Consider the following 18,384-nt stretch of genomic DNA (forward strand, 5'->3'; position numbering starts at 1 on the left):
CAACTGTCATCTATTGCTTGTGAGTCCTGAGCCTAGGACGTCATGCAGTTGCCATGTATACTGGGACGCTTAACTAGATCCGCCCCAGCGTCTGGATGAAGCGCGAGAACAGTTCTCCCTGCGAACTGATGCGCAATTTCGCATAGATGTTGCGGCGGTGAATCCGGACCGTGCCCGGCGAAATGCCCAGGATCCGGCCGACCGCTTCGGCCGAGTGGCCCTTCAGCGTGTGCTCGACTATTTCCCGCTCGCGCGCGGTCAAGACACCGTCGCCGAAACTCTGGAACGACCTTTCGATCTCGGTCCGCATGGCAGGGCCATCCGCTCCCTGCGACACAGCACCGAACCGCGCAGGCAGATCGGCCCAATGGCGCCGGATCGAGGCCTCGACGACCGGGCGCACGTCTTCCAGTGCCTTCATCTCGCGCAAGGTAAATGGCCTTTCATCGCGCATCAGCGACAGCACGACCATGGCCCCCCCGGGTATATCGATGAAATAGCCGATCTCCTCAGCCAGCCCCGTCTGGATGTAGTAGTTGCGGAAATATTCGCCCTGATAGAAGCGGTCGGGCGCCAGATCGCGCATCCGGTACAAGCCCGCCTCTACAGGCCGCGTCGCGGCAAGGTAGAAGGGGTCCAGCAGATAGGGCCCTTCCTGATAGTCGGTCACGAACACCTGCCGCTTGGTGGCCGGAAAATCGTCATACAGATCAAGCGGCCGGTCCTGCCCCCGGTAGCCGAAGACCACCGTATAGGTATAGGGCGCCATGGCCTGCAATAGTCCGGTAAGAGCGGGGGCGAAGCGGTCCCCGCCGATCGCCGCGATCATTGCGCCCGTTCGTGACAGCAGACTCGCCCTATCCATTTCGCGCCCCCTCAGCATTCCGATATGCCATTTGTGGTATATACATCCTTCGGCATCGTTTCTACGCTGAACCACATCTAAAGGCATATACTCGGCGTGATGGAAAGCAAACTGAAACCTGCCTCGGAGGAGAGGGACGCCCCGATCGCCGAGCTTCGCGATGCAAGCAAGCACTACGGCGCCGTCGTCGCGGCCGAGGGCCTGAACCTGGCGATCCGCCGGGGCGAGTTCCTGTCGTTCCTGGGCCCGTCGGGCTGCGGCAAGACGACGGCGCTGCGGATGCTGGCGGGGTTCGAAAGCCCGACCTCGGGTGACATCCTGCTGGACGGGCAGCGCGTCAATGACGTGCCGCCGCACCAGCGGCCGGTGAACATGGTCTTTCAGCACTATGCGCTGTTTCCGCATCTGACCGTGGCGCAGAACATCGCCTATGGCTTGCGCCAGCGCCGCCCCCGCCCGCCCGAGGACGAAATCTCCCGCGCCGTCGAACGGGCGCTGGAAACGGTGCGCCTGCCCGGCTTCGGACCGCGCCGCATATGGGAAATGTCGGGCGGCCAGCAGCAGCGCGTGGCGCTGGCCCGTGCCATTGTCAACCAGCCCAAGCTTCTGCTGCTGGACGAACCGATGGCCGCGCTGGACAAGAAGCTGCGCCGCGACATGCAGATCGAGCTTCAGACCCTGCAGCGCCAGCTTGGCATTACCTTCATCCTTGTCACCCACGACCAGGAGGAGGCGCTCTCGATGTCCGACCGGATCTGCATCATGCGCAGCGGGCGGATCGTGCAGGTGGGCAGCCCGCGCGAATTGTACGACCGGCCCGCCAGCCGCTATGTGGCGGATTTCGTGGGAAAGTCCAACTTCTTTCCCGGCACCGTCACGGCAGTCTCTGCCGGCCGGACGGAACTTGCCGCTGCGGGGGGACACGTGATCGCGGGACTTGCCCCGGTCGGGATTGCCGCAGGCCAGCGTGCCAGCGCGAGCCTGCGGCCCGAGCAGATTGCCCTTACCCGCAAACCCGCCGGCCACGCCCTTCCGGTCACGGTGGTCAACCGCATCTTCCTGGGCGAACATACCGAGTATCTCGTCCGAAATGGCGATCTGGGCGAATTCCTCGTGCTCGTGTCACGCCAGGCAGAAGCCAGCGAAGGCGGGTTCGAACCGGGCGATCAGGCCTTTGCATCATGGTCCGAAGGGGCGGCGCTGATCCTCGAGGATGACTGAAGGACAACAGGAACCAACTGGGAGAATGACGATGACAGACCGGAATGACTTCATCTCGCGCGAGAAATTCATGGCCGAGCTCTATCGCTACAAGAAGGGCTCGGTCACGCGGCGGCACTTCCTGGGCGTGACCGGTCTGGGGGTGGCGACCAGCGTGCTGGGTGCCGCGATGCCGGGCTTGCGCTCGGCCGCCCGGGCCCAGGGCTCGATCGGCGACCGCGTGGTGGTAGCCAGCTGGCCCAACTATCACGATCCTGCCAATTTCGAGGCCTTCACCGCCGAAACCGGCGCGGCTGTCGATCTGAACGTCTTCGGCTCGAACGAGGAGATGCTGGCCAAGCTTCAGGCCGGCGGTTCGGGCTGGGATGTGTTCGTGCCCACCAACTACACGATCTCGACCTATGTCGAGGAAGACCTGATCGAGCCCCTCGACCTGTCCAAGCTGCCGAATTACGATCCCGCCAGCTTTGACGCCCGCTTTGCGGAAGCAGGCACCGTGAACGGCGTGGTCTATGCCGTGCCGCGCAACTGGGGCACCACCGGATTCGTGGTCAACACCAGCATGCTGGGCGACCTGCCCAAGCCGACGACCTGGAAGGAATTCTGGGACATGACAAAGGCCGAATTCTCGGGCCGGACGATGGTGCATGACTATCAGCTGACCACGATCGGCAATGCGCTGAAATATTTCGGCTATTCCTTCAACTCGATCGATCCGAAGGAGCTGGCCGATGCCGAAAGGCTGCTCCTTGAGGTCAAGCCCCACCTCTTCGGCATCAACTCGGACTATCAGCCCTCGATGAGGTCGGGCGATGCCTGGATGTCGATCGCCTGGACAGGCGACGGGTTGCAGCTGCACCGCGACATGCCGGAGATCGACTATGTGCTGGGCAAGGAAGGCGGCGAGCTGTGGTCCGACTTCTTCGCCATTCCGAAGGGTGCCCCGCACCGCGATGCGGCCTATGCGCTGATCAATTACCTGCTCACGCCCGAGGTGAACGCGAAAGAGGTGATGTTCCACGGCTATCCGGTGGCGGATGCCCGCGTGAACGCCATCCTGCCGCCCGAGATGCTGAACGACCCGATCATGTATCCGGCGCAGGAACTGCTGGACGCGCTGGAATTCGGCGCGGCCGTCACTCTGACAGACCCCAACCGCGCCGAGCTGATGGCGCGCTTCAAGTCCGCGTAAGACCATGCAGCGGCAGGCCCTTCGCACATGGCTTTTCCTTGCCCCCGCCGGGGCATGGTTCCTGTGCATGCTGGTCCTGCCGCTGATCGTCGTATTTGTCTATTCCTTCGGCGAACGGGGGGCGGCGGGCGGTTATGCGCCCGCCTTCACCTTCGACAATTTCCTGAACCTCGGCAGCCGCTGGGCGGCCTTCAAGAACACGCTCATCCTGGCGCCCCTCGGCACGCTGATCTGCCTGCTGATCGCCTATCCCCTGGCCTATTTCCTTGCGCTGAAGACCTCGCCGCGGTGGAGGACGGTCCTGCTGATCCTGGTGATCGTGCCGTTCTGGACCTCGATTCTGATCCGCAGCTATGCCTGGATCTATCTTCTGGGTGGCCAGGGCATCCCGGCGCTTCTGAACGCCCTCGGGCTTGGCAATCCCCGGCTGATCAACACGCCCTTCGCGGTGCTGGTGGGGATCGTCTACGGCTACCTGCCGCTGATGGTCTTTCCGATCTACGTCGCCCTGGAACGCCTGGACAAACGCCTGCTGGAGGCCTCGTCCGACCTTGGCAGCCCACCGTGGCGCAGCTTTCTGCAGGTCACTCTGCCACTGTCCATGCCTGGCGTGGCCACTGGCTGCATGCTGGTCTTCATCCTGCTGATGGGTGAATTCCTGATCCCGGCGATGCTGGGCGGGGGCAAGGTGTTCTTCATCGGCAATGCGCTGGTGGACCTGTTCCTGCAGTCGCGCAACTGGCCCTTCGGGTCTGCTGTCGCCGTGGCGCTTGTGCTTGTGATGCTGATCACGGTTCTTGCCTACATGCGTTTCACTCGCCGCTGGGCCGGCGGGCGCGACGACGTGTCCTTGATGTAGGGGCCTGCGGTATGAGACTTTACGCCCTTGCCGTCTATCTGTTCCTCTACATCCCGATCGGGGTGATCGCACTGTTCAGCTTCAATGCCGGACGCCACGCGGCACAGTTCCAGGGCTTTTCGACCCAGTGGTACGGCAAGGCGCTGTCCAACCCCTTCGTGATGGACGCGCTGCAGACCAGCCTGACCGTGGCCCTTGCTTCGGCGCTGCTGGCAACCCTCTTCGGAACCATGGCAGCCCTGGCCCTGCAATCGGTCAGGGGGCGGGTGCGCATGGCCTTTGACGCGCTGATCTACATCGCGGTCATGGTGCCGGGGATCGTGATCGGCATCGCCACGCTGATTGCGTTGGTCACGCTTTTCGGCTGGCTGAACCCTCTGATCGAGGCGCTGTGGCCCTTGGCCGGGAAGGCACCGCAGCTGTCGCTGGGCTATGGCTCGCTGATCGCGGCGCACGGGCTGTTCACCATGGCGCTGGTCATCATCATCGTGCGGGCCCGGATGGCCGGCATGGACCGCAGCCTGATCGAGGCTTCGGCCGACCTTGGCGCCACGCCGTGGGGTACCTTCCGCCAGGTGACACTTCCGCAGATCTTCCCCGGCATCCTTGCGGGGTTCCTTCTTGCCTTCACCTTCAGCTTCGATGACTTCATCATCGCTTTCTTCGTGGCCGGGTCGCAGACCACGCTGCCGGTCTATGTCTTTTCCTCGATCCGCCGCGGCGTCACGCCGGAAATCAACGCGATCGGCACGATGGTGCTTGCCGTCTCGCTGGTCATGCTGATCGCAGCGCAGGCCATCCTGCAACGCGGACGCAAGGCGGCATGATGCCAGGGAGTTCCCGGATGCTTCTTCAGGATCGCGTGGCCTTCGTGACTGGGGGCGGTTCCGGCATCGGCCGGGCCGGGGCCCTTGCCATGGCCGCCGAGGGTGCGCTTGTCATTGTGACCGACCGAGACGGCGACCGGGCGCGCGTCGTCGCCGAAGAGATCGCGCAAAGCGGTGGCCGGGCCGAGGCGCTGGCGCTGGATGTCAACGACGACGACATGCTTTCGGCAGAGATTGCTGGCACGGCAGCCCGGCACGGGCGGCTGGACATCCTGCATTCGCATGCCGGCATCCAGATTCCGGGACGGCTGGAAGAGGTGACGCCCGAGCAGATGGATGCCTCCTGGCGGCTGAACGTGCGATCACATTTCGTGGCGGCACGGGCGGCCATGCCGGTGATGAAGGCGCAGGGCAAGGGCTCTATCATCATCACGTCGTCGAACTCGGGCGTGCAGTATGACCGCGGGATGATCGCCTATGCGACGACAAAGCATGCTGTGATTGCCATGACGCGGCAGATGGCGGTGGACTACGCACGCCACAATGTTCGCTGCAATGCGCTGTGTCCCGGCTTCGTTGACACCCCGTTCAACGACGGTTTCGAACGCCAGATGGGCGGCCGCCGCGCGCTGGAGGATTACGTCGCCCAAGCCATCCCGATGGGTCGCTGGGGCACGCCGGAAGAAATCGCCCACGGGATCGTCTTTCTTGCCTCGGACCAGTCGGCCTTCATGACCGGCCATGCCCTGGTCATCGACGGCGCGGAATGCCTTTAGGCGGACGGAAGGGCATAAGATGGACGCCAGGCGCGGTCTCAACCAGACCCGACAGACAGACGAAAGGCCCCGACTTCGGGGCCTTGTCATTCCTGTGCCGGCTGTTTGGGCTATTCGGCCGCTTCTTTAGGCGGCTCGCCGTCCGACTTGCTTTCGGACTTGCCTTCCGACTTGGGCTTGCGCGGTCCCCGCGGGCGGCGGTTCTGGCTGCGCTCCTCGCGCGTTTCGGCAACAGCGGACCCGGCCTGCGCCTCGGCCACGGGCTCGGCAGGTTCGGCACGAGGGCGCGGTGCAGACTCGGGCGTTTCGATCAGGCTGCTGCCTTCGTCGCTGCCAAGGTCGATCACATCCACCACGCGCGGCTGGTCTGCACCGCCGGAATCGCGATCATCGCGGAACTCGCGGGCAAACTCCTGACGCCTTTCGCCGCGATCGCCCCGATCACGACCATCGCCCTGACGGTCGGCGCGGAAGCCGTGCCCCCCGTTCTGGCCGCCATGCTGCCCGCCGTTGCTTTGGGCCTGCTGCTGGCGCGCCTCTTGCTCGGCCGCCATCTCGCGCATCGCCTCGGCCAGCATGCGCGTGTAATGTTCGGCATGCTGCAGGAAATTCTCGGCCGAAACCCGGTCGTTCGACAGCTGCGCATCGCGGGCGAGCATCTGGTATTTTTCGATGATCTGCTGCGGCGTGCCGCGCACCTTGCCCTCAGGACCCGAGGAATCGAAGACGCGGTTGACAATGTTGCCGAGGCTGCGCGGGCGGTTCTGGTTGGAACGCGAGCGTTTCTTGGAAGAGCGCATCTTGTCCTTTTGATGGCTTTGGCCCGCGACCGCTGCCCGCCACGGGCAGCCTGAATGAAGTCAGCAAGGCCGGCATTGGGCTGGGGCAGGTTCGACCCCGCCCGAAGCTTGGGTCCAGTAATCACAGGCCACGGCGGCTGACAAGCGATAAATTCAACCGCCTTGCGAATTCGGCGGCGCTCAGGCAGCGATGCAACGGTTGCCAACGGGCTTTTCTGCCGCCACCACGCGGTCGCGTCCGTCGAGGTCAGTCAGGATTCGCACATCCGTAAGCCCAGCCTCGCGGAACAGTGCGGCCACCGCCTGCCCCTGTGTCGGCCCGATCTCGACCAGAATACGCCCGCCCGCCATGAGTCTTGCCGCCGCGCCGCCTGCGATGGTGCGGTAGGAATCCAGTCCATCGCCACCGGGGGTCAGCGCGAGATGCGGCTCCCAGTCGCGCACCTCGGGGGAAAGCCCCTCCATCTCGGCCTGGGCGACGTAGGGCGGGTTGGCCAAGATCAGGTCGAAGACCCCATCAACGGCGGAAAACCAGTCCGACCGCAGGAACCGCGCCCGGTCGGACAGGCCAAGGTTGCGTGAATTTTCCATCGCAACCGCAAGCGCAGCCTCGGAAACATCGACACCCAATCCCTGGGCATCGGGGGTTTCGCTGAGGCAAGACAGAAGGATGCAGCCGGTCCCGGTCCCAAGGTCGAGAATTCTGCGAAAGGGGCGGGACAACGCCTCGGCGACCAGCACCTCGGTCTCGGGGCGGGGGTCCAGCGTGTCACGGGTGACGCGGAACGGCAGACCCCAGAACAGCCTGCGCCCGGTGATCTGCGCAACCGGCTGGCGTGCGATGCGCGCAAGCAGTGCCTCCTCGTATGCCCGCGCCTGCGGCGCGGTCATCTCGTCGGGCAGGTGCAGGGTCAGGCGGTCGGGCGACACGGCCAGCGCATGGGCCAGCAACAACCGTGCATCGCGGCCCGCGTCCTCTACCCCCGCTGCGGCCAGCCGGGGCACGGCCAGGCGCAACGCCTCGGCCGCTGTCACGCCTCCATCTCCGCCAACCGTTCGGCCTGATCATGGGCCACCAGCGCGTCAATCACCTCGCCCAGATCCCCGCCCATGATCTGCGGCAGGGCATAAAGCGTCAGGTTGATCCTGTGGTCGGTCATCCGGCCTTGCGGGAAGTTGTAGGTGCGGATCCGCTCGCTGCGGTCGCCGGTTCCCACCTGGCTTTTCCGGTCGGCCGAGCGTTCGGCATGCAGCCGTTCCCGTTCCGCTTCGTAAAGCCGCGACCGCAACACCTGCATGGCGATCTCGCGGTTCCGGTGCTGCGATTTCTCGGACGAGGTCACCACAATTCCGGTGGGAATGTGGGTGATTCTGACAGCCGAATCGGTGGTGTTGACGTGCTGACCGCCCGCGCCGCTGGACCGCATGGTGTCGATGCGGATGTCCGAGGCCGGAATGTCGATATCCACCTCTTCGGCCTCGGGCAGCACCGCCACGGTGGCGGCCGAGGTATGGATACGCCCGCCCGCCTCGGTTTCCGGCACCCGCTGCACCCGGTGGACGCCGCTTTCATATTTCAGCCGGGCATAGACTCCGTCGCCCGAGACCAGCGCGACCAGTTCCTTCAACCCGCCCAGATCGGATGTCTGTTGCTCCAGCACCTCCCAGCGCCAGCCCATGCGTTCGGCATAGCGCTGATACATCCGCGCAAGGTCGGCCGCGAACAGCGCCGCCTCCTCGCCCCCGGTGCCCGGGCGGATTTCCAGGATAGCGGGGCGGGCATCGGCGGCATCCTTCGGCAGAAGCGCCAGCCGCAGCGCCTGCTCCATCTCGGGCAGGCGCGACCGGAGGCGCGGAAGTTCCTCTTCCGCAAGGGCCTTCATCTCCGGGTCGGCAAGCATCGCTTCGGCCTCGGCCAGATCGGCCAGCGCCTGGCGATAGGCCCGAATCTGTTCGACCACGGGCTTCAGCTCGGTGTATTCACGGCTGATCCGGGCGATCTCGGCCGGGGCGGCGCCTGCGTTCAGTTGCGCCTCGAGAAACTCGAAACGCTCGACGATCTGGGCAAGTTTGTCCAAGGGAACCATGGGCGCGGTTTGGCGCGGAAGCGGGGGGCGGTCAAGGGGGCAGACCTGCGGGGTTGCACGCCAGACGTCCGGTTCTGCCCGAACCACTTGACCGCCCGACAGGATGTTCGCGCTGGAAATCAGATCAAAGGCGCGACAGCCATTCACGCAACCGCGCCGCATTAACCCCCAGGTCGCTCTTTCCGAAGCGCGAGCGGGCTAACAGGGTTACTTCGGTGCTACCCTCCTGCGGGGTCGCCGCCTGCGCTGTGGTGTAGTCGGGAAAGCCCCAAAGTGCAGAGCGGGTGATCCACGTGATCCGCCCCTGTTCCGGGCTACCGGCAAGCCGGGTGGTGCGCGGCGTGGCCAGCGCTATTGCGTCCAGGCGCGCCAGAACCTCGGGCGCTGATCCCGGCATCTCGACCCGCACGACGGCCGTGTTCTGCGTCGTGGCAATCTGCGGCGCCTGACCTGGGCGCGTGACCGGCAGCCCCCCGGCGGGCAAGGCCATCGACGGGTCGATGTGCCAGACTGAGGGGTCCGACGGGGCAAGACGGACGTAGGCCCCCCCAGCGACCAGCGTCGCCAGGACCAGCCACGGAACCGCCATGCCCCACCCTTTCATCTTTGCGTCCGTGCCCAGTGATAAAGGCAGATCAGCTCGTAGGCCACATGCGCCCCCGCGATGGCAGTCGCCCCGGTCGTGTCATAGGGTGGCGAAACCTCGACCACATCGCCACCGACCAGGTTGATCCCGGCAAGGTCGCGCAGCATCGCCGCCGCCTGCCAGCTGTGCAGACCGCCCCAGACCGGCGTGCCCGTGCCCGGTGCAACCGAGGGGTCAAGGCAGTCGATGTCGAAGGTCAGATAGACCGGCCTTTCGTCCACGATGTCCCGTGCCAGCGCAACGGCATGGGCCACACCCTTTTCGTGCACCTCGCGCGCGTCGATGACGTGCAGGCCCAGGTAATCTTCGGTCGTGGTGCGGATGCCGATCTGCACCGACCGTTTGGGATCGACCAGCCCGGTCTTGACCGCCTTGTACAGCATCGTCCCGTGGTCGATCCGGGTGAGGTCATCGTCGGGCCACAGGTCTGAATGGGCGTCGAAGTGAATCACGCCAAGGGGGCCGAACCTTTCGGCATAGGCCTTCAGGATCGGATAGGTGATGTAGTGGTCGCCCCCCAGCGTGACCGTGCCCGCCCCTGCCTTCAGGATGGTGCGGATGTGGTCAGTCAGTCGGTCAGGGAAATCGGCGACCTTTGCATAGTCGAAGGCCAGATCGCCGTAGTCGATGATGTTCATCTCTTCCAGCGGGTTCGTCGGCCAGCCATAGGGCGGATCGTAGGGTTGCAGCGACGATGCCTCGCGGATCGCCCGGGGGCCAAAGCGGGTGCCGGCGCGATGTGTCACCGCCTGGTCGAAGGGCACGCCGGTGATCGCCAGATCGACCCCGGTCAGGTCCTTCGTGTATGTCCGGCGCAGGAAGGATGTCGCGCCGCCGAAGGCGTTTTCAAAGGCATAACCCCGCTGCGTGGGGCGGGTGAACGCAGTATCGACCTGCGTCTTGGCGTCTTCAAGGGCCATGATGGTCTCGGGTCTTGCAGCGCAGTCGTTCAGCGGAGACGCGCGGATCCGGGAAGGGCAGGAAACCCCTGCCCCGCCCGGTTGTCAAGCCTTTGATCAAATCACCCCAGCCGGAAGCCCTCGCGCACCAGTTCGTCCGTCACCTGGCGGATGGCACGTTCCAGCGTCTCGGCCACGAAATCGATCTGCGCCTCGGTGATGACCAGTGGCGGCGACATCACGTTCAGATGCCCCATCGGGCGGACCAGAAGGCCCATCGCCTCGGCCGCGTTCGAGATGCGCTTGGATTCGTTTGCAGCCTCCGGCAGCACCGCCTTGGTCGCCTTGTCGGCCACGCTTTCCACACACAGCATCAGCCGCCGCCCGCGCACGTCGCCGATCAGCGGCAGGTCGGCCAGGGGCGCCATGCGGTCCTCGAAATAGCGGCCGACGTTGTCCGCCTGCGCCAGAAGGCCCTCGCGCTCCATGATCTCGATGTTCTTCAGCCCTGCAGCGCAGGCGACCGGATGGCCGGAATAGGTGAAGCCGGCGGTGAACCAGCGGCTGCCGTCCTGCGCCATGGCGTCCCACATCCGGTCGCTGACGATCAGCGCGCCCAAGGGCACATAGCCCGAAGTCAGCCCCTTGGCGGTGCAGATCATGTCGGGCTGCACGCCGAACATCTCCCAGGACGCAAACCAGTGGCCAAGGCGGCCGAAAGACGTGACCACCTCGTCGGCGATGAACAGGATGTCGTGGCGCCGGCAGATTTCCCACATCCGCTTCAGATAGCCGTCAGGCGGCACGATCACCCCGCCGCTCGCCTGAATGGGCTCGGCGATGAAGCCGCCGATCCGGTCCGCCCCGACCCGGCCGATCAGCGCCTCGAACTCGGCCACCAGAGCGTCGCAGAACTCCGCCTCTGTCATGCCCTCGGGGCGGCGATAGGGGTTCGGGACGGAAAGGTGATGGATCCCGTCCTCCTTGTAGCGGAACTCCGGCACCCGGTCGCCCGGCCGCTTGCCGACCGACTGCGCCAGGTAGGTGGAGCCGTGATAGCTGTAGTCCCGCGCAACGATGTCGGTCTTGCCGGGCCGGCCCATGCAGGTCTGGTAATAGGCCACCGCCCGCACCGCCGTATCCACCGCGGTCGAGCCGCCGGTGGTGAACATCACCCGGTTCAGGTCGCCCGGCGCCAGTTCCGCCAGCTTCGCGGCCAAGAGCGCCGAAGGGTCGTTCGTCACATCGACGAAGGTGTTTGTGAAGGCCAGCCGCTCGGCCTGCTCGGCGATGGCCTGCGCCATCTCCTTCCGCCCCAGCCCGATGTTGGTGCACCACAGCCCCCCCACCGCGTCCAGATAGCGCCGCCCTTCGGCGTCCCACAGGTAACAGCCCTCGCCCCGCGTCAGAACCAGCGAACCCTCCTTTTCGAATGGGCCGAAATTCGTCCAGGGATGCAGCACATGCGCCCGGTCCATCTCCCACAGATCGGTCGGCAAAGGCGAGTTCATGGCTAGGACGGTCATGGTTCACTCCCGGCTGTTACACATTTGAATAATAGCACTTTGATCAAAATCGGGCCAGTCCCCAGCGGGCCCCAAAGGTTGCGGTGAGCCAAGATATGGTGTCCAAAGATTGATGTGGCCCCATTAGGACCATGCAGCCACTGTCGCCTTGGGCCGATCGCCGATTCGGGCAAGTTCTCCTGGCCGCCTCCATGCGGCTATGCCGCGCCCTGCGCCTGGTATAGTCGGATCAGCACAGCTTCTGCCGCCCTCGCAATACGCTGAAGCCGTGGCCTTCCGCATTGGTGCAGGCCATTCCTGTCCGGGCCGAGACGCAGGAGATGCCGCCTAAAGATAACGCCTCCCCGTAGCCAAGCACCGGATTGCGCCGGTCGATCACCGTGTCACCATGGCATGTCAGGCCGGCCGCGCCCCTTGCCCCGACATGGAAGAAATCCCCCACCTCAGATCGCAGCCCGCCGGGCGCTTGCGGTGGGATGGCGTCAGTTCCATCAGGTCACAGCGCGCCTCGGCCCCGCCGGCCCAGGCGTGGATTGCGCAATGGATGTTGCCGGTGGGGGACCGGAAGCCGACATGTTCCTCGGCCACAGCCGGGCCGGCGACAAGCACAAGACAGGCAAGGGATTTCATGCGAAACTGCATTTGTGAAATGCACCGCAAGCCTACTGCTGCCACCCGCATCCCGCCAGTCTGCACGTCCCATGCCAAGTATCGTCGCAGCCGCTGTCAGCTACTTTGCCGCGGTCTTCGCCGTGGCTTTCGTCCTCGGCGCGCTGCGTGTCACGCTGGTTGCCCCCCAGACCGGGCCGCTTCTTGCCGTGGCGCTGGAAGTGCCACTGGTCCTAGCCCTGTCATGGCTGGTCGCCGGACTTGTGCTGAGGCGCTGGCCGATGGCGCGGCGTGAGCGGCTGGCCCTGGGCGGGCTGGCCTTCGTCCTGCTGATGCTGGCCGAACTTTCCCTGGCCCTCGCCTTCGGCCAGACGCCCGCCAGGTTCCTGTCCGACCTCGCCACCCCGCCCGGCGCGCTTGGCCTGGCCGGTCAGATCGGCTTTGGCCTGATCCCGGCGCTGCACGGTCAGCGCAGGGGCTGAGCCCGCTCCACCAGACGGGCAAAGAAACTCGCTCCGACCGGCGCCACCTCGTCGTTGAAGTCATAGGCAGGATGGTGCAGCCCCGCCCCGGGCCCGGTGCCCAGGAACAGATAGGCCCCCGGCCGCGCCTCCAGCATGTAGCTGAAATCCTCCGACCCCATCTCGCGGTTGGCCCGCGCATCCACGGCATCGGGTCCGGCAACCTCTCGCGCCACCTCGGCGGCGAATTCGGTCTGGTCCTCGTGGTTGATCGTCGCCGGATAGCCCCAGTCGTAGTCGATCCGCGCCTTGACGCCGTAGGCCGCCGCGTGGCCCTCTACGATCTCGTGGAAGCGCTTCTTCAAGAGCGCTCGCACATCCGGCTTGAAGCAGCGGATCGTGGCGCAGAACATCGCCTCTTCCGGGATGATGTTCGATGCCGTCCCGGTGTGGATCTGCGTGACCGAGATCACCGCCTCGTCCAGGGCATGCACATTGCGTGGAATGATCGTCTGCACCGCCTGCACCATGCCGACGACCGCCACCACCGGATCGACGCATTCATGCGGCGTGGCGCCATGCCCGCCCTTGCCTGTGATGTAGACGAAGGCCGTGTCCACGCTGGCCATCAAGGGCCCGGGCGTGGTGGTGAAATGCCCGAAGGGCACGTTGGGCGCATTGTGGATGCCATAGACCTGCGTGATGCCGAACCGATCCATCACCCCTTCCTGCACCATCACCTGGCCTCCGCCGCCGTCTTCTTCGGCCGGCTGGAAGATCAGCGCAACGGTGCCCGCGAAATTCCGCGTCTCGGCCAGATACTTCGCCGCGCCCAGCAGCATCGTCACATGTCCGTCGTGGCCGCAGGCATGCATCTTGCCCGGCACGGTGCTGGCATGTTCCGCCCCGGTCATCTCCTGGATCGGCAGCGCATCCATGTCGGCGCGCAGGCCGATCACCGGGCCGTCCGCCCGCCCCCTGATCAGCGCAACGATCCCGGTCTTGGCAATGCCCTGATGGATCTCGTCCACCCCCATCTCGCGCAGACGCTCCACGATGAAGGCCGCCGTCTCGGGGCAATCGAACGCAAGTTCCGGATGCCTGTGCAGATGGCGCCGCCACGCTTTCATGTCGTCGGCATAAGAGGCGATGCGGTTCAGGACGGGCATTGATAACTCCTTCGATGTTCCGTTTGATCAAATCGCAAAACCGCTTGGCCCGCAATCGGCGAAACGCCGGCACCTCTGTCCTGCAGGCATAAGCGCCGCATCCACCCTGCCTTGCGACACTTCGGTTTACAGTAGAGCCACGCTGACTGTAGACTTCGCAGCATCGCCTTGCACGAAGGGGGTCTCCGGGATGCGCATTCTGCTGACTTACCTGTTTTGTGCCATTACCGGACCTGCACCCGCCTTTGCAGGTGGTCCGGTTACGATCGCGTCCGAGCCGCCCCCTACTGTGTCCGCACCACCCACAACTCTTGACTGGTCGGGCGCCTATGCAGGTCTGGGCTACGGCAAGACTTCGGCCGACTATGCCTTGGGTGAATCCATCCAGCCGGAGCTGCCATCCACGACCACCAAAATGACAGACGGCAGAGTGGCTTCAGTGCATGCCGGCTATCTTTTCCAGCAGGGTGTGCTGGTCTACGGCGCTGAACTGTCAGTTTCCAGCCTGAAGGACACCGGCTTTGCGATCGAGCCGGACGCAAAAATCAATCGTGCCATCGATCTGAAGGGCAGGCTGGGTTTTTCGTCCGACCGGGTTCTGGTGTATGGCCTGCTCGGCTATTCGCAGGTCCATTTCACTGCGCCGGGCGACGAAGGATTCACGGCTCGCGGGGCAAGCTATGGCCTCGGCATCGACGTGGCGGCATCCGACAGACTGACGATCGGCCTCGAATATCTGATGCGCAACGCGGGCACCGACCTCACATCGCCGGACCGGGCGGTTGACGTCGATCTTGACACGCTCTCGCTGCGCGTCGGGCTGCGCTTCTGACTGGCGCTGACCCTTGCATCAGGGGGACCCCCCGCCGTTGGATTCCGGCCGCAGGCGAAGCGTGACAGCTTGCGCGAAATCCCTAGACTGCCCCCGGACGAAACAGCAGGCATCCCTTGACCACCGACACTCTCCCCCCCTCCGGCATCGACCGCCTTCTGGCCATCATGGCGCGCTTGCGCGACCCGCAGACAGGCTGCCCCTGGGACATCGAACAAAGCTTCGCCACCATCGCCCCCTACACGCTGGAAGAGGCGCACGAGGTGGCCGATGCGATCGAGCGGCAGGCCTTGGGCGAACTGAAGGGTGAACTGGGCGATCTCCTGTTCCAGGTGGTCTATCACGCGCAGATGGCCGCCGAGGCCGGACATTTCACCTTCGCCGATGTGGTGGCCGCGATCTCCGACAAGATGATCGCCCGCCATCCGCATGTCTTCGGCTCCGAAAGCCGCGACAAGACCGCCGAACAGCAGACCCGCGACTGGGAGGCGCAGAAGGCCCGCGAACGCGGGGCCGCCCGCACGCTGGATGGCGTGGCGCTCGCCCTGCCCGCCCTCACCCGCGCGTTGAAATTGCAGAACCGCGCCGCCCGCGTCGGCTTCGACTGGCCTTCGACTGCCGAAGTGCTGGACAAGCTGATCGAAGAGGCGCGCGAGGTGGTCGAAGCCCGAGACAGCCTTTCCCACGAGGCCCTGACCGAGGAGATCGGCGACCTTCTGTTCGTCATGGCCAACCTGGCCCGCCACCTGAACGTGGACCCCGAGGCCGCGCTGCGAGCTGCCAATGCCAAGTTCACCCGCCGCTTCGCCCGGATCGAGGACTGGCTGGCTGAATCTGGACGCCGCCCTGCCGACAGCACGCTGGAGGAGATGGACGCGCTATGGAACCGTGCCAAGGCCGAGGACAAGCGGCAGGGCTGATGCCGCTGGCCATTGCGGAAAAATGCCGACAAAATCACTCGGCCTCTTGACCCAAGTAAAACAGTCGGATTTAACCGCCGCATAAACCCGACAAAAGGACTCAGCCATGCTTCGTCTTTCGACCCTGGCACTTCTCGCCTGCTCCACGCCCCTTCTGGCGCAGGAAATCAACGTCTATTCCCACCGGCAGCCGGAACTGATCCAGCCGCTGGTCGATGCCTTCACGGCCGAGACGGGGATCAAGGTCAACGTGGCCTTCGTGGACAAGGGCATGGCCGAACGGCTGGTGGCCGAGGGCAACCGTTCGCCCGCCGATCTGGTGCTGACGGTGGACATCGCCCGCCTGATGCAGATCGTGGATGCCGGGGTGACCCAGCCTGTGCAATCCGAGGTGCTGGAGGCCAACATCCCCGAGACCCTGCGTGACCCGAATGACCACTGGTTCGGGCTGACCGCACGCGCGCGGATCGTCTATGCCTCGAAGGACCGGGTGGATCCGAAGGAGATCACCACCTACGAGGATCTGGCCACGGAGAAGTGGAAGGGTAGGCTCTGCTCGCGGTCCGGGCTGAATGATTACAACATCGCGCTGCTGGGCGCCTACATCGTGCATCACGGCGAGGAAGAGGCCACGAAATGGGCCGAGGGTCTGAAGGCCAACCTCGCGCGCAAGCCCGATGGCGGCGACCGTGACCAGGTCAAGGCCATTGCCGCCGGCGAATGCGACATCGCGATCGGCAACACCTATTACATCGGCCAGATGATGGCGGATCCCGAACAACGCGCGGCGGCCGAGGCGGTGAACGTGACCTTCCCGGTCTTCGAGAATGGCGGCACGCATCTGAACATCTCTGGCGTGGCAATGACCAAATCCGCCCCGAACAAGGAAGACGCGCTGAAGTTCATGGAATGGCTGGCGGGCGATACCGCGCAGAAGATCTATGCCGAAACCAACAACGAATATCCGGTGAAACCCGGCGTCGAACGCTCGGCATTGGTCGCGTCCTGGGGCGATTTCACGGCCGACCCGACGCCCCTGGACCAGATCGCCAAGGCCCGCGCTGCGGCGTTGAAGATCATGGAAACGGTCAACTTCGACGGCTGATCTGTTGACTTGCCAATGGCGCCCCGGTCGCAACCCGGGGCGCATCCCCTTCAGTTGCAGGCAACAAGGCGGGTGAAGGCTGCGGCCGTCTCGGCCAGATCTTCCGGCGCGACGGGGATTCCGGCCATCTCGACCAGCGGATCGACACCATTCTGCGCGAGGAACAGCTTGGCGATCTCGCCCCGGATTGCGAAATTGACGTTCTGCGGAATATCGTCGTAAAGCCGTGCCACGGCCCCGGCATCCAGCTTGGCCACCACGACGCCGACCACCTGCCCCGCCGCATTCAGCACCGGCCCGCCCGAGTTGCCCGGCTGCACGGGCGCCGAGATCTGCATGTTGATCCCGTCGCCACCAACACCCTTCAGGCTGGTCACCGCCCCCCGCGTGACGTTCAGCCCGCCCAGCAGGTCGGGCAGCGGAAAGCCTGCCACCGTGACATCCGAATTCAGGCGCGCCGGTTCCAGCGCAAACACCGCAGGGGCCACCCCTGACAACTCCTCGACCCGCAACAGCGCAAGGTCGAAGGTCCGGTCCTCGGCTATCAGTGCGGCCGGTCGGCCATCGACCGCCACTCGCCGGCAACCGTTCACGACATGCCGGTTGGTCAGAACGTGGCCCGCAGACGACACGACGAACCCGGACCCGAACCCCATTGCCGGGGCTGGCGTCGAGGCCGTCATGCCGCCTGCCTCGCCCGGCGGGCGGCGCAACCATGGCGCTTCTTTCCCTTCATCTTCTGCCAGCACACGGGCCAGCGTCTCGATGCCGGCAGACAGTCGTCCGGGAGAAATTCCGATCGCGGGCGCATGACCCGGCGCGATGCTGCCGGTGATAGCGGCAAAGGCGCCGGCGTCGTCGTCGCGGGCCGACACCATGATCGTGGACCAGCGCCCCCGCCGGAAATCCGAACGGGTGTAAAGGCTTATGCCCGTGGCCGTCCGCACGGACGTGACCCATACCAGCGGCCGGCGCAGGATGTAGGGCACGCCCACCGCCTGCCGCAAGGCATAGTCATGGAACCCCGCTGTCTCCGGCCCGTCGCGCGCCGTCAGCGAATAGCCGATCGAACGGCCCCGTACCGTCATGTTGGCAAAGGTATCGGACGGCGCCCCTGCCATCAGCGCCTGCGTCGGCACCAGGAAGGACATGTCGAGTGTCGAATTGTGCTGCCGCTCCCATCCCTCTTCCTCGATCAACGCAAAGGTTTCCAGGGTAACGAGCAACACGGCCATGTTTGTCACCACTGTCTCGCCGGTCAGGGTTTGCACATGGCGTTCCAGGGCGCGCTGGCTTCCTTCGCCCCAGTCACCGTCGATCATCCCGTTGTAATGCCCGGAGAAGGCCAGTCCGGTCTGCAGCAGCCGCTTTTCCTGTGCGGTCAGCACACGGGCGTCGAATGGCGCAAGCATCTGCTCGACCGTATAGGGCCACGCCATGACAGGCGCGAAAAGCAGCAGCACCAGGATCATTGGGCGCATGGGCAGGCTCCGGGGTTGCCTTCCCCGATAGGAGCGGCGGAATCCCCCACGGGTCAAGGATCAATGTCCCTCGCTATTTCCTGACCATCTGGACAAATTTTCTTCCATG

20 protein-coding genes are annotated in these 18,384 nt (G+C 64.9%); 9 read left to right on the plus strand and 11 right to left on the minus strand.

Translation table 11 applies throughout. The features are described from left to right. Window positions 1-73 precede the first annotated feature (73 nt). Window positions 74-829: a helix-turn-helix transcriptional regulator gene (locus tag EZM81_RS08115; protein ID WP_248298165.1), complete on the minus strand. Its 756-nt coding sequence runs from the start codon at window positions 827-829 to the stop codon at window positions 74-76. 135 nt (window positions 830-964) lie between these two features. On the opposite strand from EZM81_RS08115, the gene EZM81_RS08120 reads away from it, so the two are divergent. The 5 genes from EZM81_RS08120 to EZM81_RS08140 are packed head-to-tail and all read left to right on the plus strand — an operon-like array spanning window position 965 to window position 5,740. Then, complete coding sequence (locus EZM81_RS08120) at window positions 965-2,086, plus strand: ABC transporter ATP-binding protein (RefSeq protein ID WP_135448480.1); 1,122 nt, start codon at window positions 965-967, stop codon at window positions 2,084-2,086. 31 nt (window positions 2,087-2,117) lie between these two features. Next, on the plus strand, window positions 2,118-3,278 hold the full coding sequence (locus EZM81_RS08125; protein WP_135448482.1) for a PotD/PotF family extracellular solute-binding protein: 1,161 nt from the start codon (window positions 2,118-2,120) through the stop codon (window positions 3,276-3,278). Window positions 3,279-3,282: 4 nt separating this feature from the next. Beyond that, window positions 3,283-4,137, plus strand: a complete 855-nt coding sequence (locus tag EZM81_RS08130; RefSeq protein ID WP_135448484.1) for an ABC transporter permease — start codon at window positions 3,283-3,285, stop codon at window positions 4,135-4,137. 11 nt (window positions 4,138-4,148) lie between these two features. Beyond that, entirely contained in the window at window positions 4,149-4,964 is an 816-nt protein-coding gene (locus tag EZM81_RS08135; protein ID WP_135448486.1) for an ABC transporter permease, read from the plus strand. 17 nt (window positions 4,965-4,981) lie between these two features. After that, the gene (locus EZM81_RS08140) at window positions 4,982-5,740 is read left to right on the plus strand and encodes an SDR family NAD(P)-dependent oxidoreductase (protein ID WP_135448488.1); all 759 of its coding nucleotides are present in this window, start codon (window positions 4,982-4,984) and stop codon (window positions 5,738-5,740) included. A gap of 110 nt (window positions 5,741-5,850) precedes the next feature. Here the strand turns inward: EZM81_RS08140 and EZM81_RS08145 are convergent, their stop codons facing one another. The 8 genes from EZM81_RS08145 to EZM81_RS08175 all read right to left on the minus strand — a co-directional run bounded on the left by EZM81_RS08145 (window position 5,851) and on the right by EZM81_RS08175 (window position 12,328). Then, window positions 5,851-6,540, minus strand: a complete 690-nt coding sequence (locus EZM81_RS08145; RefSeq protein WP_136645380.1) for a DUF4167 domain-containing protein — start codon at window positions 6,538-6,540, stop codon at window positions 5,851-5,853. 180 nt (window positions 6,541-6,720) lie between these two features. Then, window positions 6,721-7,575: a peptide chain release factor N(5)-glutamine methyltransferase gene (prmC, locus tag EZM81_RS08150; RefSeq protein ID WP_136645381.1), complete on the minus strand. Its 855-nt coding sequence runs from the start codon at window positions 7,573-7,575 to the stop codon at window positions 6,721-6,723. Continuing rightward, window positions 7,572-8,627: a peptide chain release factor 1 gene (prfA, locus tag EZM81_RS08155; protein WP_135448494.1), complete on the minus strand. Its 1,056-nt coding sequence runs from the start codon at window positions 8,625-8,627 to the stop codon at window positions 7,572-7,574. The genes prmC and prfA overlap by 4 nt, the downstream gene beginning before the upstream one ends. Before the next feature lie 124 nt (window positions 8,628-8,751). After that, entirely contained in the window at window positions 8,752-9,231 is a 480-nt protein-coding gene (locus tag EZM81_RS08160) for a DUF1499 domain-containing protein (protein WP_240783956.1), read from the minus strand. Continuing rightward, window positions 9,228-10,193, minus strand: a complete 966-nt coding sequence (gene speB / locus EZM81_RS08165; RefSeq protein ID WP_135448496.1) for an agmatinase — start codon at window positions 10,191-10,193, stop codon at window positions 9,228-9,230. Before speB ends, EZM81_RS08160 begins: the two co-directional genes overlap by 4 nt. A 101-nt stretch (window positions 10,194-10,294) precedes the next feature. Then, on the minus strand, window positions 10,295-11,698 hold the full coding sequence (locus EZM81_RS08170) for an aminotransferase (RefSeq protein ID WP_248298166.1): 1,404 nt from the start codon (window positions 11,696-11,698) through the stop codon (window positions 10,295-10,297). A gap of 229 nt (window positions 11,699-11,927) precedes the next feature. Then, window positions 11,928-12,140: a DUF6636 domain-containing protein gene (locus EZM81_RS18750; protein ID WP_371685730.1), complete on the minus strand. Its 213-nt coding sequence runs from the start codon at window positions 12,138-12,140 to the stop codon at window positions 11,928-11,930. Continuing rightward, on the minus strand, window positions 12,095-12,328 hold the full coding sequence (locus EZM81_RS08175; protein WP_136645382.1) for a hypothetical protein: 234 nt from the start codon (window positions 12,326-12,328) through the stop codon (window positions 12,095-12,097). The genes EZM81_RS18750 and EZM81_RS08175 overlap by 46 nt, the downstream gene beginning before the upstream one ends. Window positions 12,329-12,399: 71 nt before the next feature. Here EZM81_RS08175 and EZM81_RS08180 point away from each other — a divergent pair, with 71 nt between their 5' ends. After that, on the plus strand, window positions 12,400-12,789 hold the full coding sequence (locus EZM81_RS08180) for a hypothetical protein (protein ID WP_136645383.1): 390 nt from the start codon (window positions 12,400-12,402) through the stop codon (window positions 12,787-12,789). Here EZM81_RS08180 and EZM81_RS08185 read toward each other — a convergent pair. Beyond that, window positions 12,774-13,937, minus strand: a complete 1,164-nt coding sequence (locus EZM81_RS08185; RefSeq protein ID WP_136645384.1) for a M20 aminoacylase family protein — start codon at window positions 13,935-13,937, stop codon at window positions 12,774-12,776. The two genes, EZM81_RS08180 and EZM81_RS08185, sit on opposite strands and share 16 nt — an antisense overlap. Window positions 13,938-14,127: 190 nt before the next feature. Between EZM81_RS08185 and EZM81_RS08190 the strand changes: the two genes are divergently transcribed. The 3 genes from EZM81_RS08190 to EZM81_RS08200 all read left to right on the plus strand — a co-directional run bounded on the left by EZM81_RS08190 (window position 14,128) and on the right by EZM81_RS08200 (window position 16,794). Continuing rightward, the gene (locus tag EZM81_RS08190; protein WP_169052334.1) at window positions 14,128-14,769 is read left to right on the plus strand and encodes an outer membrane protein; all 642 of its coding nucleotides are present in this window, start codon (window positions 14,128-14,130) and stop codon (window positions 14,767-14,769) included. A 116-nt stretch (window positions 14,770-14,885) separates the two neighbouring features. Then, window positions 14,886-15,689: a nucleoside triphosphate pyrophosphohydrolase gene (mazG, locus tag EZM81_RS08195; RefSeq protein WP_256371612.1), complete on the plus strand. Its 804-nt coding sequence runs from the start codon at window positions 14,886-14,888 to the stop codon at window positions 15,687-15,689. Between the two features lie 106 nt (window positions 15,690-15,795). After that, the gene (locus EZM81_RS08200) at window positions 15,796-16,794 is read left to right on the plus strand and encodes a Fe(3+) ABC transporter substrate-binding protein (protein WP_136645386.1); all 999 of its coding nucleotides are present in this window, start codon (window positions 15,796-15,798) and stop codon (window positions 16,792-16,794) included. A gap of 50 nt (window positions 16,795-16,844) precedes the next feature. On the opposite strand, the gene EZM81_RS08205 is transcribed toward EZM81_RS08200, so the two are convergent. Beyond that, window positions 16,845-18,275, minus strand: a complete 1,431-nt coding sequence (locus tag EZM81_RS08205; RefSeq protein WP_136645387.1) for a serine protease — start codon at window positions 18,273-18,275, stop codon at window positions 16,845-16,847. Window positions 18,276-18,384: the final 109 nt, after the last annotated feature.

Origin of the sequence: Tabrizicola sp. YIM 78059 (assembly GCF_004959785.1) — a bacterium.
Classification (GTDB): domain Bacteria; phylum Pseudomonadota; class Alphaproteobacteria; order Rhodobacterales; family Rhodobacteraceae; genus Tabrizicola; species Tabrizicola caldifontis.

Coding starts and splice junctions, on each gene's coding strand:
- EZM81_RS08115 (WP_248298165.1), bottom strand. CDS start 829: ATGATCGCGGCGATCGGCGGGGACCGCTTCGCCCCCGCTCTTACCGGA.
- EZM81_RS08120 (WP_135448480.1), top strand. CDS start 965: ATGGAAAGCAAACTGAAACCTGCCTCGGAGGAGAGGGACGCCCCGATC.
- EZM81_RS08125 (WP_135448482.1), top strand. CDS start 2,118: ATGACAGACCGGAATGACTTCATCTCGCGCGAGAAATTCATGGCCGAG.
- EZM81_RS08130 (WP_135448484.1), top strand. CDS start 3,283: ATGCAGCGGCAGGCCCTTCGCACATGGCTTTTCCTTGCCCCCGCCGGG.
- EZM81_RS08135 (WP_135448486.1), top strand. CDS start 4,149: ATGAGACTTTACGCCCTTGCCGTCTATCTGTTCCTCTACATCCCGATC.
- EZM81_RS08140 (WP_135448488.1), top strand. CDS start 4,982: ATGCTTCTTCAGGATCGCGTGGCCTTCGTGACTGGGGGCGGTTCCGGC.
- EZM81_RS08145 (WP_136645380.1), bottom strand. CDS start 6,540: ATGCGCTCTTCCAAGAAACGCTCGCGTTCCAACCAGAACCGCCCGCGC.
- prfA (WP_135448494.1), bottom strand. CDS start 8,627: ATGGTTCCCTTGGACAAACTTGCCCAGATCGTCGAGCGTTTCGAGTTT.
- EZM81_RS08160 (WP_240783956.1), bottom strand. CDS start 9,231: ATGAAAGGGTGGGGCATGGCGGTTCCGTGGCTGGTCCTGGCGACGCTG.
- speB (WP_135448496.1), bottom strand. CDS start 10,193: ATGGCCCTTGAAGACGCCAAGACGCAGGTCGATACTGCGTTCACCCGC.
- EZM81_RS08170 (WP_248298166.1), bottom strand. CDS start 11,698: ATGACCGTCCTAGCCATGAACTCGCCTTTGCCGACCGATCTGTGGGAG.
- EZM81_RS08175 (WP_136645382.1), bottom strand. CDS start 12,328: ATGAAATCCCTTGCCTGTCTTGTGCTTGTCGCCGGCCCGGCTGTGGCC.
- EZM81_RS08180 (WP_136645383.1), top strand. CDS start 12,400: ATGCCAAGTATCGTCGCAGCCGCTGTCAGCTACTTTGCCGCGGTCTTC.
- EZM81_RS08185 (WP_136645384.1), bottom strand. CDS start 13,937: ATGCCCGTCCTGAACCGCATCGCCTCTTATGCCGACGACATGAAAGCG.
- EZM81_RS08190 (WP_169052334.1), top strand. CDS start 14,128: ATGCGCATTCTGCTGACTTACCTGTTTTGTGCCATTACCGGACCTGCA.
- EZM81_RS08200 (WP_136645386.1), top strand. CDS start 15,796: ATGCTTCGTCTTTCGACCCTGGCACTTCTCGCCTGCTCCACGCCCCTT.
- EZM81_RS08205 (WP_136645387.1), bottom strand. CDS start 18,275: ATGCGCCCAATGATCCTGGTGCTGCTGCTTTTCGCGCCTGTCATGGCG.